Genomic DNA, 16027 nt, shown 5'->3' on the forward strand with positions numbered 1-16027 from the left:
GCGGGCGCGGCTTATCCCGCGGCCCGCGGCATCGCATAGGCGCTGCCGTAGCGCGCCGGATCCAGGCGCAGCGTCAGCACGCCCACCAGCGCGGCGCAGCCCAGGTGGTACCACCAGCCGGCGGCAAAGCCGCCGGTGCGCGCCTGCAGCATGGCGGTGATCCAAGGTGCCAGCGAAGCGAGCAGGAAGCCGCCGCCCTGCATCAGCGCGCTCAGCGCGCCGGCGCTGTCCGGATCCGGCAAATGGTCCAGCGCCACCACAAGGTACAGCGCAAAGCAGCCGCCCAGGCCCGCGCCGCCGATCACTGCCCAGGCGTGCGGGGCGGCATCGGGCCACAGCGCCAGCCCGCCGAAGCCGGCCACCTGCATGGCCAGCGCCAGGGCCATCCACGCCCGGCGGTCGGCGCGGCGCGCCGCCAGTGCCGGCAGCAGCAACGCCGCGGCGGCCTGCGCCAGCGCCATTAGCGCCACCAGTGCGCCGCTGGCCGGGGCGCTCCAGCCGTGGCCCTGGTAGAAGGGCGCCAGCCACGCCACCAGCGAGGCATAGCCACCGTTCATCACGCCGAAGCACAGCATCAGCAGCCAGGTGCGCGGGCGCCGCAGCAGGGCGCGCGCAGCACTTGGCGGGCGCAGCGGCGATGCGCCCCGGGCTGGCAGGGCCCGCGGCAGTGCCACCCACGCCAGCGCCAGCGCAGCGAGCACCGGCACGGCCCACAAGGCCAGCGCCTCGCGCCAGCTTCCGGCCTGCGTGCTGACCCAGGGCGAGAGCTGCGCGCCCAGCGCGCCGCCGCCCATCAGCGCGGCCGAGTACAGCCCCATCACCGGCGCCACGCGCTCCGGGAATTCCTGCTTGACCAGCCCCGGGCACGCCGCCTGCACCACCGCCACGCCCAGCCCGCACAGCGCCGCCGAGGCGATCAGCAGCGTGCCGTCGGCCACCCCCAGGCGCAGCGCACAGCCCGCGCCCAGCAGCGCCAGCGCGCCGAGCACCGCGGCACGCGCACCCAGCCGGGCACGGATGGCGGGCCCGAAGAACGCGCCCACCCCCATCAGCAGCATCGGCAGCAGCGTCAGCCAGGCCATGCCCTGGTAACTGAGACCGGTGCCGGCGCGGATCGCGGGCGCCAGCGGGCCCACGGCGGTCAGGAACGGCCGCAGGTTCAGGCCGATGCCGGCCACCGCGGCCAGCACCAGCCAGCGCGGCGTGGCCCGGACCGCCGGGGCGTTTGCGATGGCATCAGCCACGGGGGGCGCGCGTGCCGTAGAGCTGCGCGGCGGAAAGATCGACCGGCACGCGCGTGAGCGGCAGCGGGGGCGGGTCGAGCGGCAGGCGCAGCGCCTGGTAGGTGGCCTCGCTGGACATGCCGTAGGGCGCGGCGTCGTCGTTGTCGAAGGCGTAGTAGACCGCTTGCACGCCGGCCATGGTCATCGCCGTCAGGCACATCGGGCACGGATGGCCGCTGGCGTAGACCACGCTGCCGCGCAGGTCCGGGCGGCCGAGCTTGCGCGCGGCGGCGCGCACGGCCTCCATCTCGGCATGGGTGGTCGGGTCGTGGCTGTGGACGATGTCGTTGACACCGGTGGCGACGGCCTTGCCGTCGAGCGCCAGCACGGCGCCGAAGGGGCGGCCGCCACGGTCACGGTTGGCTTCGGCAAGGCGGACTGCCTCGCGCATGAATTCCTGGTGAGTGGTCATGATCCGGACAAAAGTGAGTGCATGCTCGCAGCGCGGGCGCGCGGCATGGCTTTGGCAGGTAGGTCCCGCAGGCGGTCGAACGTCGCGCGAGGGCAGCCCACTGTACGCCGGGGCTTGGTAATTGGGAAATTAAATGATGAAATCGCCGGCAGTGGAAAACCCAATGGATCGCCGATGCAGGACCCTCACCTCGATCCCGTGCTGCTGCAGAGCTTTGTCGCCGTGGCGGAAAGCGGCAGCTTTACCCGCGCCGCGCAGCGCGTGCACCTGACGCAGTCGACCGTCAGCCAGCAGGTGCGCCGGCTGGAAGAGCAGCTCGGCTGCGTACTGCTGGACCGCGGCGGGCGCTATGTCACCACCACGCCGGAGGGCGAGCGCCTGCTCGGCTACGCGCGCCGCCTGCAGCAACTGATGGCCGAAGCGGTCGGGCAACTGCGCCAGAGCGCGGGCCAGGGCGAGATCCGCATCGGCGTGCCGGAGGACTTTGCCGCGCGGCCGCTGACACCGGTGCTGGCCGGGTTTGCCGACGACTGGCCGGGGGTGCGGCTGGAGGTGACCAGCGGCATGAGCCACGAGCTGTGGCAGCGCTTCCAGGACCGCGAGCTGGACCTGGTGCTGGTCAAGCAGCGCGTCGGGCATGCCACCGGCCTGGCCAGCTGGCCGGAGCCGCTGTGCTGGATCGATAGCCGCCAGCGCCCGGCGGTGGCGCGCGACCCGGTACCGTTGGTGGCGTTTCCGGTGGGCGGGCTCTACCGCGGCGAGATGACGCACGCGCTCGACGCCGGCGGGCGGCGCTGGCGCGTGGCCTTCGTCAGTGCGAGCCTGGCCAGCATCCTGGCGGCGGTGGCCGACGGGCTCGGCATCACGCTGCTGCCACGGCGCCTGGCCAGCGCCCATCACCGGGTGCTGGAGGACGACGGCTGGCCGGCCGCGGTGCCGGAGATCGAGCTGAGCCTGCACGCGCAACCGGACCTGCCGGCCCCGGCGCGCGACATGGCGGCGCGGCTGGCCGCGCTGTGCGAGCGCGTGATGGCGCCCGCGGGCGAATCAGCGCATGAGATCCCGCACCAGGTCCGGCGCGAGGCTCAGCCGAAGAACTCGTTGTAGTAGCGGGTGCAGGTGCCGGCCGGGCGGAAGGTGTACGGCAGCTCGGCCATCGCGGCGGCTTCGAGCGAGCCGAACGGGATGTCGGGCATGGTCAGGGCGCCGGGGTTGCCTTCCGTGGCGGTGTTGTGATCGGGGTGCGCCAGGTGCGCGCGTGCGTTGGCTTGCGAAGTCATGTCGGGCTCATTCAGGGGCCGGGTATCATGCCCGGCGAACAGCGGATGGGCGGCGTTCCCGGGGGAATCGCATGGGGCAATCTTAATGCTGCAGCGCAGGAAGATCAGCCGGCCCCGGCAAAACACACTGTTGCGAAATCGCGTTCAATCTAAGTGACTTGCGCGCTATTGCACGCGGATGCGGCATACCGTCAGGTTGCGCCTACGCCTTCTCCGGCAAGGTCTATATTGGCAAAGGGCCGCCTGCGCCGCGCCGCCGCCGTGGCGGTGCGGGCCTCGACAGCCACTTAGCCGGCGTCACGGCGCCGGACTTCCGGGAGCGCGCCATGTTGACATTGCCACCGTGCTTTGCCGATCGCCGCGAGGCTGGCCGCTATCTGGGCCGCCGGCTGGCCGAACTTGGCTTCGGCGCCGCGCAGCTCGGGCAGCCCGCGCTGGTGCTGGCACTGCCGCGCGGTGGCGTGCCAGTGGCCTTTGAAGTCGCGCGTGCGATCGATGCCCAGCTGGACGTGCTGCTGGTGCGCAAGATCGGCGCGGCGGGCTACCCGGAACTGGCACTCGGCGCGGTGGTGGAGGGCGATGCCGCGGGCGGCGGCCCGCATACCGTGGTCAACGACGATCCCTGGGCGCGGCGCGCGGTGGAAAGCGGCAGTTTCGATGCCGAACGCGGGCGCCAGCTCGATGAGATCGCACGGCGCCAGCAGCGCTACCGCGGGGGGGCACCGGTGCCGGCGCGCGGCGGGCGTACCGTGATCGTGGTCGATGACGGCGTGGCCACCGGCGCCACCATGCGCGCCGCGCTCGAGGGCGTGCGCATGGCCGGGGCCGCGCGCGTGGTGGCGGCCACGCCGGTGGGTTCGCAGGACGGGCTCGCCAGCCTGCAGCCGGCCGCCGACGAGATCATCTGCCTGAACACGCCGCCGAACTTCGGCGCGGTCGGCGCCTTCTACCTGGATTTCTCCCAGACCAGCGACGACGAGGCGCTCAGCCTGTTGCGCCAGGCCGCCATGCCGCGCACCGGCTGAGGCGCGCGCCTGCGGGCGAGGTGCTCAGGCATGTGCTCAGGCCTTGCCCAGACGCCGCTTGAGGTGCGGCACCAGCCCGCCCGCGGCCAGGATCTCGCGCAGGAAGGCGGGAATGGGCTCGCACGCGACCTCGCTGCCGTCGTCCAGGCGCAGCCGGGCCGCGTCCAGGTCCAGCACGACGTGCGCGCCGTCGGCCAGCCTGCCGGTGTCGGCGCACACCAGCACCGGCAGGCCAAGGTTGATGGCATTGCGATAGAACAGCCCGCCGAAGGACTGCGCCACCACCGCGCCCACCCCCAGTTCGCGCAGCGCCTGCGGCGCCTGCTCGCGCGACGAGCCGATGCCGAAGTTGGTGCCCGCTACCAGCACATCCCCGGCGCGCACGTCCGCGGGGAATTCCGGACGCAGCGAGGCCAGGCAATGCCGGGCCAGCACGGCCAGGGGCGATTTCATCAGCACGCCGGGGGCCATGGCATCGGTGTCGACATTGTTGCCGAAACGCCAGATGCGGCCGGCGGCGATGGGAGCGGGAGCGGGGGCGATGGGGGAAGTCATGCAAGAAAGGTCTGGCCCGCGCACGGCGGGCACGAATTCAGGCCCGCGGCGTTACTCCAGCAGGATGCGCGGGTCGGTGATGCGGCCGGTGACGGCGCTGGCGGCCACCGTCATCGGCGAGCCCAGCCAGACGGCGCTGCCGGCGTCGCCCATGCGGCCGGAGAAGTTGCGCGCCGTTGAGGCGATGGCGCGGCTGCCCGCGGGAAAACGCGATGCGCCATAGCCGGCGCAGGCGCCGCAGGCGTTGGGCAGCAGCGTGGCGCCGGCTTGGGTGAGGATGCCGAGCGTGCCTTCGCGCTCGGCCTGCAGCTGGTCGCGGCGCGACGCCGGTGCCACCTGCAGCGTCACGCCAGGCGCCACGCGGCGCCCGCGCAGCACGCGCGCGGCCATGCGCAGGTCTTCCAGCTTGGCTCCGGTGCAGGCGCCCAGGTAGGCGATCTGCACCGGCTCGCCGGCGGCCTCATCCACCGGCGCGCTGTTGGCGGGTGAGTGCGGCGCGGCGACCTGCGGCGCCAGCGCGCCGGCGTCGAAACGGTGGGTGGCGAGCACCGGCGCATCCGCGTCGCTGCGCCAGTGCGCGAGATCGATGTCCGCCAGCGTCTGCGCTGGCACGCCGGCCTGCGCCAGCCAGTCGAGTGTCACGGCGTCGGGCGCTACCAGCCCGGTCTGCGCGCCCAGTTCGGCGCTCATGTTGGTCAGGGTCATGCGCTCCTGCATCGGCAGTGCGGCCACGGCACTGCCGGTGAATTCGAGTGCTTCGTAGCGCCCGCCGCCGAGGCCCAGACTGGCGCACAGGAACAGCATGATGTCCTTGGCGCAGACGCCGGGCGCGAGCTGGCCGTCCCACTGCAGCCGGATGGTATCCGGCACGCGCAGCCAGATCTCGCCGGTGGCCAGTACGCCGGCCATCTCGGTCGCGCCCACGCCGAACATGTAGGCGCCGAAGGCGCCGCCGGTGGGGCTGTGGCTGTCGCCGCCGACGATCAGGCGGCCAGGCAGCACATGCCCGCGCTCGGGCAGCACTACGTGGCAGATGCCCTCGGCGTCGATAAAGTGCGCGCCCGACTGCCGCGTCCAGTCGCGCGTGAAGCGCAGGATCGATTCGGCCTGGGCATCGCCGCCGGGGACGAAGTGGTCAGTCACCACCACGTAGCGCGACGGGTCCCAGACGCCGACATCCAGCTCCTCCAGCAGCGGCGCCACGCGGCGCGGGCCGCTGGAGTCGTGCGACATCGCCAGGTCGACGCGGCAGATCACCACGGTGCCGACCTGCGCGTAGGGCAACCCGGCGGCGCGCGCCACCAGTTTCTGTGCCAGCGTGGCCGGGAGTATGGCCTCGGGTGAGGCCGCAGGGGTAACGCTCATTCCGGCGATGCCCCCGAGTACTTGACGACGGTGGCCCAGCGCTTGACGTCCTGCTTCACGAACGCGGCGAAGGCCTCGGGCGGCATGCCGATCGGCTGCGCGCCGTCGTTCTCCAGGCGCTTGCGCACCGCGGGCGCTTCCAGCCCCTTGCGCGCGGCCTGGTACAGCGCCTGCGTGACCTCGGCCGGCATGCCGGCGGGCCCGAACAGGCCGAACCACGCGCTCGACTCGAAGCCCTTGACGGTGGCGCCGATCGGCGCCGCGCCCGGGAACTGCGGCAGCGGCGCGGGGCTGGTCACGCCCAGCACCTTGAGCTTGCCGGCCCGCACATGCGGCAGCACGTTGATGGTGCTGGCGAACATCAGGTCGCACTGGCCGGCCAGCACGTCGGTGAGCGCGGGCGACGTGCCCTTGTACGGGATGTTGACGATGTAGGTGCCAGTCATCATCTTGAACATGTCACCGGCCATATGCAGCGACGAGCCGACCGAGCCGATGGCGAAGTTCAGCTTGCCCGGCTGCGAGCGCGCCAGGCGGATCAGCTCGGGCACGTTGTTGGCGGCCAGCCGCGGTGTGGCCACCAGCACGCTGGGTACGGTCGCTACCAGCGTGACCGGGGTGAAGTCCTGCACCGGGTCGAACGGCAGCTTCTTGTACAGCGTGGCGTTGATGGTATGGCTGGTGAAGCTCATCAGCAGCGTGCTGCCATCCGGCGCGCTCTTGGCGACCAGGTCGGCGGCGATATTGCCGCCGGCGCCGGGGCGGTTCTCCACCACCACCGGTTGCCCGAGTTCCTGGGTCATTTCCTGGGCGATGGTGCGCGCCAGTGTGTCGGTGGTGCCGCCGGCCGGCGCGCCCACCAGGATCCGGATCGGCTTGCCGCCGGCGATCTGCGTGCCCTGTGCCGCGGCCGGCAGCGGCAGCGCCAGCGCGCACACGGCAGCGCCGGCCATGCCGGCAAGGCGGCGCACCGCGGCGCGGCGGTGGCTCGATGACAACCCGGTCGGGTCGGAGGTCGGATTGGACAGGACCAGGCGGAACACTGGCATGACGGCGGCTCCTCGCTTGATGTGATCAGGAATGCGCAGTATCGCCCGGATCAGCGAGGTCTGGCGCATCCGGCGCCGGCACTGCCCGGGGGCGGGCATGTCAGTCGCGCAGGCCGGGGCGGGTTTCGCTCTCCACCCAGACGTTGGCGCTGTCCACGCCGGCCGGCGACAGTTCCATGCGGTACTCGTAGCGGTCGGGGCGATACTGGCCCAGCAGCAACTGCACCGGGCGGCCGGCCTGGTCCTTGACCACGCGGCGCACCGCCAGCAGCGCGCCGCCGACCGGCACGTCCAGCAGCGGCGCCACCACCACGTCGGCCAGGCGCGCCGACAGCACCTGGCTGGCGCGGCCCAGCTTGACGCCGCCGGCTTCCAGCAGGCGCAGCACCGGCGTCTCTTCCAGGGCCTTGCGCGTGATCGGGCGGCCCAGTTCCGCCGGCAGGTAGACCGTGATATGCGACAGCGGCCGGTTGCGGTAGTGGCGCACGCGCACGATCTTGACCACCGGGTCGCCTGCCTCGATCTGCAGCGACTCGGCGACGTCCGGCGTGGCATGGACTTCGTCGATCGAGATCACCTTCACCGACGTCTTCTGGCCCATGTCGATGATGTTGTCGAGCAGGCTGGTGCTGCGGTCCTCGCTCGCTCCCGCGGGCCGCACCGGGTGCGGGTTGACGAAGGTGCCAAGCCCGCGGTGGCGGCGCACCAGGCCCTCCTGCACCAGGCGGTCGAACACGCGCCGCATGGTCACGCGCGAGGCGTGGAACTGCTTGGCCAGGTCGATCTCGCCCGGCAAGGGACCCTGGCCGAAGCGGCCCTCTACGATCTGCTGGCGCAGTACCACGTAAATCTGGTGATACAGGGGAACGACGGCTTCACTCATGGTTTCCCTTGTGGAGAGATGACAAGTCTGCAATGCCTCTAATGTACTTTAAATCAGACATAGAGCCTAGCAAGGATAGACGCTGAGGCCCTTCCGACACAACGCGTGCGTCGCGGTGTTGCAGCGGTGCATCCCTGCGTTCGTGGGTTAAACGACAGACAGGCCAGGTACGGGCGAGGTAACGCTTGTGCCACTGCGTCGGCCCGGGGTGTGAATTTGCCGGGGCGCCGCAAGGGCTGGGCGCCGGGCGGCGCAAAACGGACATGCGGGCAATGTGGGGCGCCTCACATGGGCGGCGGCGACGGCACCCGGGAGCGATGTTTCAGCGTCGATACGCGGCCGCAGGGCTCGGGCAAATCCTGAGTATTGCTGTAAGGCACTGAAATCTAAGGCCTTTTTCAGGTGATCCGGGCGTACCCCCGATGTGGCGGGGGTGGCCGTGTCACAGCGGTGTGACATGTCGTCTGCCGTGCACAGCAGCGAGGGCCCAATAGATCGTGCCAGGCGCCCGAAAGTTCCCCGCGTGTCGCCGGCCAGTCCTTGTATTACAAGGGATTGCCGCCGCAGGTGGCGAAGCTGGCACCGATTATGCGCAAGGGCAGGCTGGTTTGGCAGGTGCCGGACCTGAACCTCCAGCCGTCGTTCCGCGGAGCGCCGGCCGGAGGCTGAGCCGCTGTGACACTGTGACATTCTCCTGGGAGTTAGGAATGAAAAAGACCTTACTGGCGTCGGCAATCGCCATGGCATTTGCGGGAACGGCATGGGCAAATCCGACCAATAACAACAAGGAAGTGAGAGGCGGTGGGGACAACAACCAAACCGCTACGGCGACCTCGTCGCAGGGTGGCAGCGGCGCGGCAGCGAACGAGTATTCGACCGCTGTCCAGAAGAATGACAGCAGCACGACCACCAAGACGAGCACAAAGACCACCACGGTCGGGATTGCTGTCGACAAGTCGCAGACCAGCTCGAACAACAAGACCAAGACCAATTCCGACAACCGCCTGAAGGCTTCGGCTGACGGTATCGGGACCGCCGCTGCGGTGGGCGGTTCCGCATCGTCCAGCATCGCCAGCTCCTTCAACAAGACCACGGCAATTGCCCTCAGCAAGCTGAGTGGCACGGTGGCCAACAACTACGTCCACAACATCGGCAACTATGCCTCGAACCACGGTAACGCCAACGGTGGGACCGGCTTCGGCGGGAAGGGTGGCGAGGGTGGCAACGGCGGCACTGGCAACGGCGGCGAGGGCGGAAACGGCGCTACCGGCGCAGTCGGTGGAAGCGCCACGGCAACCAACGGCAGCGCCAGCGCTGGTGATGCCAAGAGCGGCTGGGCCAAGGCCGGCGATGGCGGCAACGGTGGCAAGGCCTCTAACTGGGGCGCCAATGGCGGCGACGCCTATGGCAAGGGCGGCAGCGCGCTTAGCGCGGCGGGCAGCAAGGGCGGCAGCGGCGGTGACGCCTCTGGCAAGGGCGGCGGCGCTCTGAGCGCTTCGCTTGGCGCGGGCGGCAAGGGTGGCGGTGCCGGTGCGATCGGCGGTGGCGGCCTGGGCGCCAGCGGTGCCTTGGGCGGTCTTGCCGGTACGGCCGGTGGTGGGGGCGGTAGCAGCGGCAGTGCCGACGGTCGCGGTGCCGACAGCACTGGCAATGGCGGCGCGGGTGGCAGCGCAGGGTCCTCGAGCGCAGCCGGCACGGCGGGCGCAGGCACTGGCACGGGCGGCGCAGCGGGCGCCAGCGGCGGTGCGGGCGGTGCCGGAACCTCCAGCGCGAGCGCAACCGGCGGTGCCGGCAGCGGCACTGGCGGTGCCGGTGGCGGCAGCACGGCAGGCTCGTCGGCAACGGCCGGCTCAGGCACGGCGACTGGCGGTGCCGGCGGAACGCAGACCGCATCGGGCGGCGCCGGTGGCGCTGGCGGTTCGGCCACCGCAGGTTCGGCCACCACGGCAGCCTCGAACGGCAGCGCCACCACGGGCAGCGGCGGCGCCGGCGGTGCCGGCGGAGCCGGCGGTGCGGCGACCGGCGGTACTGGTGGTGCTGGCGGCGTCGGCAACGGCGGCGCGGGCGGTACTGGTGGCGCTGGCGGCTACAACTACGTGACCGCAGGCACCTTCGACATGTCCAACACCATGACCAGCGTCGGTCAGACGGCGGCGGGCATCATGATGGCGGTCCAGAACAGCGGAGCCTCGTCGCTGGTGCAGCAAGGCGTCAACGTGCAGGCCAACGTCAACGCGGGCAGGTAAGACGCGCAGCCCTGGCCCGTCCTGAGCCTTCGGGCAAGGGACGGGCCTGAAGCTTCAACGTCAAGCCGGCAGGACCGGCGCCCGCATCCTGTGTGCGGGCGCCCGGGCCCTGTCATGCCTATGCAAGCCTAATTGCCTTGCAGCCGCCCGGATGGGAGCGGCTCGCGGGCAAAGGGAGACGACACCATGCAATCGGTCCGCTTCGCCGTCGGGACATTCGCGACGGTCTTACTCGCCTGGCCAGTGCTGCAGGCTCACGCTGAGCCGCCAGGGCTGGAAGCCGCCATGGCAGCCGCGCGCACCGCCTCGGGCAGTGCCCAGGTAACGGCAGCCACGGACGCGCAGACACCAGCGGCCGAGACCACCTTGTTCGGAAGGGTGGCGAAAGCTGTACCTGCGTCTAAACTGGATGACATCCGTGGTGGCGCCGAGGTCACGGTGAACGACATGCGCCTGCACGGTACCGTGGCCGACAACGCCGCGGTCAATATTTTGTCCGGCGCGAACAACATCACGGACGGGGCTTTCGCGAACGCGGCGGGGATTCCAACCGCGATCCAGAACTCGGGCTCGAACGTGCTGATCCAGAACGCCACCATCGTCAACGTCCAGTTCAAATGATGATGCCGCTGCGAAGGTTGTTGACGTCTGTATCGTTTCTGCTGGCCGCGGGGGCTATCCCTTGCGCGCAGGCGGCCGACACCGTGCTCTACGGCCCGGTCGGCGAACCCTACAGCGTCAGGGTCACCAGTGTTCGCGAGGCGCGCTTCAAGTCCACGATCCGCCAGCAATACGATTTCAGTTGCGGCTCGGCCGCGGTGGCCACGCTGTTGACTTACCAGTACGGCCATCCGATGAACGAGGCCACCGTGTTCCAGAACATGTACCTCAACGGCGACCAGCAGAAGATTCGCGCCGAGGGGTTCTCGCTGCTGGACATGAAGCGCTTCCTGGCCGCGCTCGGCTACGAGGCCGACGGCTATGAACTGCCGCTGTCCAAGCTGGAAGAAACGCAGGTGCCCGCCATCGTGCTGATCGTGGAAAACGGCTATCACCATTTCGTGGTGGTCAAGGGCGTGAAAGGCAATCGCGTGCTGGTCGGCGATCCCGCGCGCGGCACACGCGCCATGTCACGCGAGCATTTCGAGACGATCTGGGACAGCCAGCTGCTGTTCGTGATCCATAACCGCACGGAGAAGGCGCGGTTCAACCTGGCTGCCGACTGGCGCGTCGCGCCAAGCGGCCCTTACTGGATGGGAGTCAACCGGGATAGCCTGTTCTTCACCGTCATGCCCAAGCATGGCGTTAGCGATTTCTGAGGAACGCATCATGTTGCAGACTTCCTTCCCGGCCCCAGCAGCCCCTCGCAGCGCCGTTTCAGCGGCCGTTGCCATGCTGCTGGGCGCCGGTATGGTCTGTGCCGGCGCGGCGCAGGCCAGCGATCTGCCACAGCCCGACGCCCTCGACGCGTCGGCGCTGCCGTCGCAGGCGGCCAGTTCCGCCCGTGACCCGGACCAAAACCCTCTGGCTGCCGCGCGCGGCAGCATGGCCGGCTGGAAACCGGTTGCAAAGGAGAAGCTCGACGAGATGCGGGGCGGCTTCGAGGTGCCGGGCCTGCAGGTTTCGTTCGGTATCGAACGCGCGGTGTACCTGAACGGGGCCCTGGTCGTCGCAACCACCATTAACATCCCCGATGTCGGCCGCATTACCGCCGACCAGGCCGCGCAGCTTGCCACGGCGCTCGGGCCCGCTATCGTTGCCAGCACCAATGCCGCGGTCAATAGCGCGATGGCGGCCAATCCGGTGACGGCTGGGGTTCAGTTGGGCGCGGATGGCGCGAGCGCGGGCAGTGCAGGCGCCGCGGCGTCGGCAAGCGGCGCAGCGGGCGCCAGTGGCGCCGCGTCGGTGGCGGCCAATGGCGGTGCCGCGGCCAGCGCCGGCGCGGCCGGGGCCAGTTCGAGCGCCAGCGGTGCGGCCGGCTTGCCGGGCACGACCGTAACCACGGCCACGGGCCAGGTGCTTACCAACGGGCTCCTGAACGTGATCCAGAACGGCCCGGGCAATGCGGCAGCGGTCGGATCGCTGGCGGGTACGCCCACGACGGTGATCCAGAACACATTGAACAACCAGAGCATCCGGAGCCTGATGACAATCGACGCAAGCGTGAATACGCTGCAGGCATTCCGGTCGCAATTGGCCAACACCGCGCTGAACAGTGCGCTGATGCGGGCCGCAAGCATGAGGTAGTCGTAGCGAGGCATGAGGCAGTACAGGTCGCAGACTCCTGCACAACAGTTTGCCGTCCCGGGGGAGGAAGACGTCATGAAGAAGCGGTCGATGCAGGGCATTCGCAATGCGGGATGCTCGACGTTACTGTTGCTCGGCGGTCTGGCGCAGGCCCAGACGCCGCCGGATGCGGGACCAGCCGCAGCCGGACTGGAAGCGCTGCAGAAGGAACTCGCCGACCAGGCCACCCAGCTCGACGCCATGAAGCGGGCGCTGGCCGAACAGGAGGCGGTGATCCGCGAGCTGCGCAACGTGATCGGCACCGAGGTGCTGGCCAACAAGCGCGGCGGCCAGCGCGCGGGGCCCGGCGTGTCGCCGTCCGACAATGCCACCAACGCCGCCACCGCGGCGGCCGCTGCCAGCGCCACGCAGTCAGCGCCCAACGCGGTCAACAACCCGCAGCAGATCATTCTCCAGCCACCGCAGGACATGGCCCAGGGTCCGCAGGCGGGCGAGTCCGCCGACGGGCAGACCGTGGCCCTGGAAGAACCCGTGGGCCGCCCGCCGGAGGAAGACCGCCGTCCGCCCGAGATCGCACCGATCATCGACCAGCCTGGCGTGCTGACCGCCCAGGGCAAGCTGGTGATCGAGCCCGGCTTCCAGTACGGCTATTCCTCCAATAACCGCGTCGCGCTGGTCGGCTACACGGTCATCCCGGCCATCCTGATCGGCCTGATCGATGTGCGCGAGGTCAAGACCTCGACCTACATCCCGTCGGTCGCGTTTCGCTACGGCTTGACCAAGCGGCTGGAAATCGAAGCCAAGGTGCCTTACGTGCATTCATCGGGCCAGACCGTCAGCCGCGAGGTATTCACCGGCACGGCCGTCGACCGCGTGTTCAATGCGAGCGGCAGCGGCATCGGCGACGTCGAAGCGACGGTGCGCTACCAGCTCAACTACGGCAATGAGAAGATTCCATACTTCGTCGGCTGGCTGCGCTACAAGTCCGCGACCGGCAAGGACCCGTTCGAGGTCGTGACCGATTGCGTGACGCGCTGCGTGGGCAATGCCACTGGCACCGGCCTGCCGCTGGGGCTGCCTACCGGCACCGGCTTCCAGGCGATCCAGCCCGGCATCACCTGGCTGCTGCCGACCGACCCGGCGGTGTTCTTCGGCACCTTCAGCTACCTGCACAACTTTGCGCGCGACAACGTGAGCCGCACCGTGCTCAACGGCGAGAAGGAACCGCTGGGCAAGATCGCGCCGGGGGATATCTTCGAGTTCAGCTTCGGCATGGGCCTGTCGCTCAACGAGAAGGCCTCGTTCAGTATCGGCTATGACCAGGCCATCATCTGGCCGACCAAGCAGAACGGCCAGACCGTGCCGGGTTCGGTGCGCGTAACCCAGGGCACCTTGCTGGTGGGGTATTCGTACCGCTTCAACAACCGCTATACGCTGAACCTGTCGGTGGGTGCTGGCCTGACCCGCGACACGCCAGACCTGCAAGTCAACCTCCGCCTGCCGATCACTTTCTGAGGCGCAGGCGCCGCAATTCCCTTCCTTGGCTAGACGACGTGACGTGTGCCCCGCCTGCGCGGGGCACACGTGCGCGTCACATCCGCGCGCAGCGTGTGTGCACGCGGAGAGTCGCCTTGCGCTTGCCCCATGAACGGCGTACAAAGAAATAACCCCGCGCCGCCAGCGGTACATTCCGGACCCAGGTTCACCCACACCAGCGGCCGCGGCCTGAAAAAGGAGAGAGACATGCGCAAACGCATCTTCTGGTTGTTGCCCGACCTGGCGAGTGCCCGCCGCACCATGGACGACCTGCTGCTCGCCCGCATCGAGAACCGCCACATACACTTCGTGGCGCGGGACGGTGCGGATATGACGGGCCTGCACGAAGCCAACCTGTTCCAGACCTCTGACATCGTGCATGCCGCCGAGATGGGCCTGGTGGTGGGTGGCGGCGTCGGCGTCGTGGCAGGTGCCGTGGTGGCAATGTTCCCGATTGTCAGCGACACCCCGCAGTGGGGCCTGGTCGGCGTGCTGGCGGTGCTCGGCGCGGTGTTCGGCGCATGGGCCGCGAGCATGATCGGCAGCTCGGCGCCCAACAGCCGGCTGCGCGCGTTCGAGAAGGACATCGAGGCAGGCAAGATCCTGCTGATGTTGGATGTGCCGCGCAGCCGTGTCGAGGAGGTCGAAACGCTGCTGCAGAATGCCCATCCGGAAGCACGCTTTGCCGGGCTGGATCCGGCGGTGCCGGCTTTCCCCTGATCGGCGCTGGTTTGCTTTGTTCTTGCTGTCCTGCATGTCTTTCCGCGCGCCCGTGCGGCGCGTTCTGACGCGCATCCTATAGCGCGCCCCTGCTCACGCCGGAACCGTCAGGCGGTTCCGGTGTGATGCTGCTGCAACAGCCCCCCTTCTCAGGTTTGCCCCGACGTAGCGCATGCGGTAATTTGCATGACGGCGCACCGCTGTGCTTCGCGCGCCGCGACACAACTATGAGATCAGCCCACAAGGGCGGAGGGGTCAAGACAATGAAGGCGAAATGGATCGCGTGCGGCATGCTGGCCGCCACGCTGGGATGGGCTGCGCAGGCGGCGCTGGCGGAACCGGGCGTGACACGCTCCACTATCCGCATCGGACAGTCCGCGGGCGTTACCGGTCCGGTGGCCGGTTCGGTCAAGGAGCAAATCGCCGGCGCGCAGGTTTACCTGCGCACCGTCAACGCCAGCGGCGGCGTGGCGGGCCGGCGCATTGAACTGGTGACCTACGACGACGGCTTCGATGCCAAGCGCACCCCCGACAACGTGCGCAAGCTGATCGACGAGGACAAGGTGTTCGCCCTCTTCATGGTGCGCGGCACGCCGCAGAACGAAAGCATCCTGCCCATCATCGCCGAGCACAAGGTGCCGCTGGTGGCGCCGCTCACCGGCGCCATCACGCTGCACCGGCCGGTGAACCGCTACGTCTTCAACGTGCGCGCCAAATACCAGGACGAGGTCGCGCGCGCGATCAACCACCTGGCCACGTCGGGCATGAGCCGCATTGGCATCTTCTACGCCGGCGACGGCTTCGGCAAGGACGTGCTCGAAGGCTTCAACAGCGCGCTGCAGGCGCGTGGCGTGCAGCCGGCGGCCACCGCAACCTTCGCGCGGCCGATGGGCGACATCAGCCAGGGCGTGGCCGCCATCCACAAGGCCAACCCGCAGGCGGTGCTGGTGATCGGCTCGGGCTCCGAGGCGGCGCGCATCATCCGCGAGCTGCGCGGTGCCGGCAGCGAGGCGCAGTTCGTCACGCTGTCCAACAATGCCGCCGATTCGTTTATCCGCGAACTGGGCGCGGATGCGCGCGGGCTGATCATCACGCAGGTGGTGCCGGGCACCAACTCCAGCCAGATGACGCTGGCCAGCGAATACCGCAGCCTGGCCAAGCAGCAGGGCGTGGAGCCATCCAACGCCGGCATGGAGGGCTTCATGTCGGCCAAGGTGCTGGTCGAAGGGCTGCGCCGCGCCGGTCCCGACCTGACGCGCGAGCGGCTGGTCAATGCGCTCGAAGGCATGCGCGACTACGATCTCGGCGGCATCCTGATCAGCTACAGCCCGACGCGGCACACCGGCTCGTCGTTTGTCGAGATGTCGATCGTCTCGTCCACCGGCAAGCTGATCCGCTGAAACGGCGGGGCGATTGCAGGCAGTCC

At 69.5% G+C, this 16027-nt stretch carries 16 protein-coding genes; 9 read left to right on the forward strand and 7 right to left on the reverse strand.

From position 1 onward, the window contains the following. Positions 1 to 11: 11 nt before the first annotated feature. Both AC10V3_RS20880 and AC10V3_RS20885 read right to left on the reverse strand, forming a co-directional pair. Positions 12 to 1244 (reverse strand): cyanate transporter, encoded by a 1233-nt coding sequence (locus tag AC10V3_RS20880; protein WP_022537278.1) that lies wholly within the window; start codon positions 1242 to 1244, stop codon positions 12 to 14. Further along, complete coding sequence (locus AC10V3_RS20885; RefSeq protein ID WP_490923986.1) at positions 1237 to 1695, reverse strand: nucleoside deaminase; 459 nt, start codon at positions 1693 to 1695, stop codon at positions 1237 to 1239. The genes AC10V3_RS20880 and AC10V3_RS20885 overlap by 8 nt, the downstream gene beginning before the upstream one ends. 174 nt (positions 1696 to 1869) lie before the next feature. On the opposite strand from AC10V3_RS20885, the gene AC10V3_RS20890 reads away from it, so the two are divergent. Next, complete coding sequence (locus tag AC10V3_RS20890) at positions 1870 to 2802, forward strand: LysR family transcriptional regulator (protein WP_022537280.1); 933 nt, start codon at positions 1870 to 1872, stop codon at positions 2800 to 2802. Here the strand turns inward: AC10V3_RS20890 and AC10V3_RS20895 are convergent. Further along, on the reverse strand, positions 2781 to 2975 hold the full coding sequence (locus AC10V3_RS20895; protein ID WP_022537281.1) for a hypothetical protein: 195 nt from the start codon (positions 2973 to 2975) through the stop codon (positions 2781 to 2783). The two genes, AC10V3_RS20890 and AC10V3_RS20895, sit on opposite strands and share 22 nt — an antisense overlap. Before the next feature lie 329 nt (positions 2976 to 3304). On the opposite strand from AC10V3_RS20895, the gene AC10V3_RS20900 reads away from it, so the two are divergent. Beyond that, on the forward strand, positions 3305 to 4000 hold the full coding sequence (locus AC10V3_RS20900) for a phosphoribosyltransferase (RefSeq protein ID WP_041681889.1): 696 nt from the start codon (positions 3305 to 3307) through the stop codon (positions 3998 to 4000). Positions 4001 to 4036: 36 nt separating this feature from the next. On the opposite strand, the gene AC10V3_RS20905 is transcribed toward AC10V3_RS20900, so the two are convergent. The 4 genes from AC10V3_RS20905 to AC10V3_RS20920 all read right to left on the reverse strand — a co-directional run bounded on the left by AC10V3_RS20905 (position 4037) and on the right by AC10V3_RS20920 (position 7852). Beyond that, positions 4037 to 4555: a LeuD/DmdB family oxidoreductase small subunit gene (locus AC10V3_RS20905; RefSeq protein WP_022537283.1), complete on the reverse strand. Its 519-nt coding sequence runs from the start codon at positions 4553 to 4555 to the stop codon at positions 4037 to 4039. 51 nt (positions 4556 to 4606) lie between these two features. Next, the gene (locus AC10V3_RS20910; RefSeq protein WP_022537284.1) at positions 4607 to 5920 is read right to left on the reverse strand and encodes a 3-isopropylmalate dehydratase large subunit; all 1314 of its coding nucleotides are present in this window, start codon (positions 5918 to 5920) and stop codon (positions 4607 to 4609) included. After that, positions 5917 to 6969, reverse strand: coding sequence for a tripartite tricarboxylate transporter substrate binding protein (locus tag AC10V3_RS20915; protein ID WP_022537285.1), 1053 nt, complete (start codon positions 6967 to 6969; stop codon positions 5917 to 5919). Before AC10V3_RS20915 ends, AC10V3_RS20910 begins: the two co-directional genes overlap by 4 nt. Positions 6970 to 7069: 100 nt before the next feature. Continuing rightward, complete coding sequence (locus tag AC10V3_RS20920) at positions 7070 to 7852, reverse strand: GntR family transcriptional regulator (RefSeq protein ID WP_022537286.1); 783 nt, start codon at positions 7850 to 7852, stop codon at positions 7070 to 7072. 707 nt (positions 7853 to 8559) lie between these two features. Between AC10V3_RS20920 and AC10V3_RS20925 the strand changes: the two genes are divergently transcribed. From AC10V3_RS20925 to AC10V3_RS20955, 7 genes are all read left to right on the forward strand, one after another. After that, entirely contained in the window at positions 8560 to 10098 is a 1539-nt protein-coding gene (locus AC10V3_RS20925; protein WP_022537288.1) for a hypothetical protein, read from the forward strand. Between the two features lie 186 nt (positions 10099 to 10284). Continuing rightward, entirely contained in the window at positions 10285 to 10719 is a 435-nt protein-coding gene (locus AC10V3_RS20930; protein ID WP_022537289.1) for a hypothetical protein, read from the forward strand. Further along, positions 10719 to 11417 carry a C39 family peptidase gene (locus AC10V3_RS20935; protein WP_041681651.1) on the forward strand — a complete coding sequence of 233 codons (699 nt, stop codon included), beginning with the start codon at positions 10719 to 10721 and terminating at the stop codon, positions 11415 to 11417. The genes AC10V3_RS20930 and AC10V3_RS20935 overlap by 1 nt, the downstream gene beginning before the upstream one ends. 10 nt (positions 11418 to 11427) lie before the next feature. Next, positions 11428 to 12345, forward strand: a complete 918-nt coding sequence (locus AC10V3_RS20940; RefSeq protein WP_041681652.1) for a hypothetical protein — start codon at positions 11428 to 11430, stop codon at positions 12343 to 12345. 75 nt (positions 12346 to 12420) lie between these two features. Then, on the forward strand, positions 12421 to 13860 hold the full coding sequence (locus tag AC10V3_RS20945; protein WP_022537292.1) for an acetate kinase: 1440 nt from the start codon (positions 12421 to 12423) through the stop codon (positions 13858 to 13860). A 228-nt stretch (positions 13861 to 14088) separates the two neighbouring features. Beyond that, entirely contained in the window at positions 14089 to 14601 is a 513-nt protein-coding gene (locus AC10V3_RS20950) for a hypothetical protein (RefSeq protein WP_022537293.1), read from the forward strand. A 263-nt stretch (positions 14602 to 14864) separates the two neighbouring features. After that, entirely contained in the window at positions 14865 to 16001 is a 1137-nt protein-coding gene (locus AC10V3_RS20955) for an ABC transporter substrate-binding protein (protein ID WP_022537294.1), read from the forward strand. Positions 16002 to 16027: the final 26 nt, after the last annotated feature.

The sequence above is a fragment of the Cupriavidus sp. PB-02 genome (assembly GCF_058252315.1).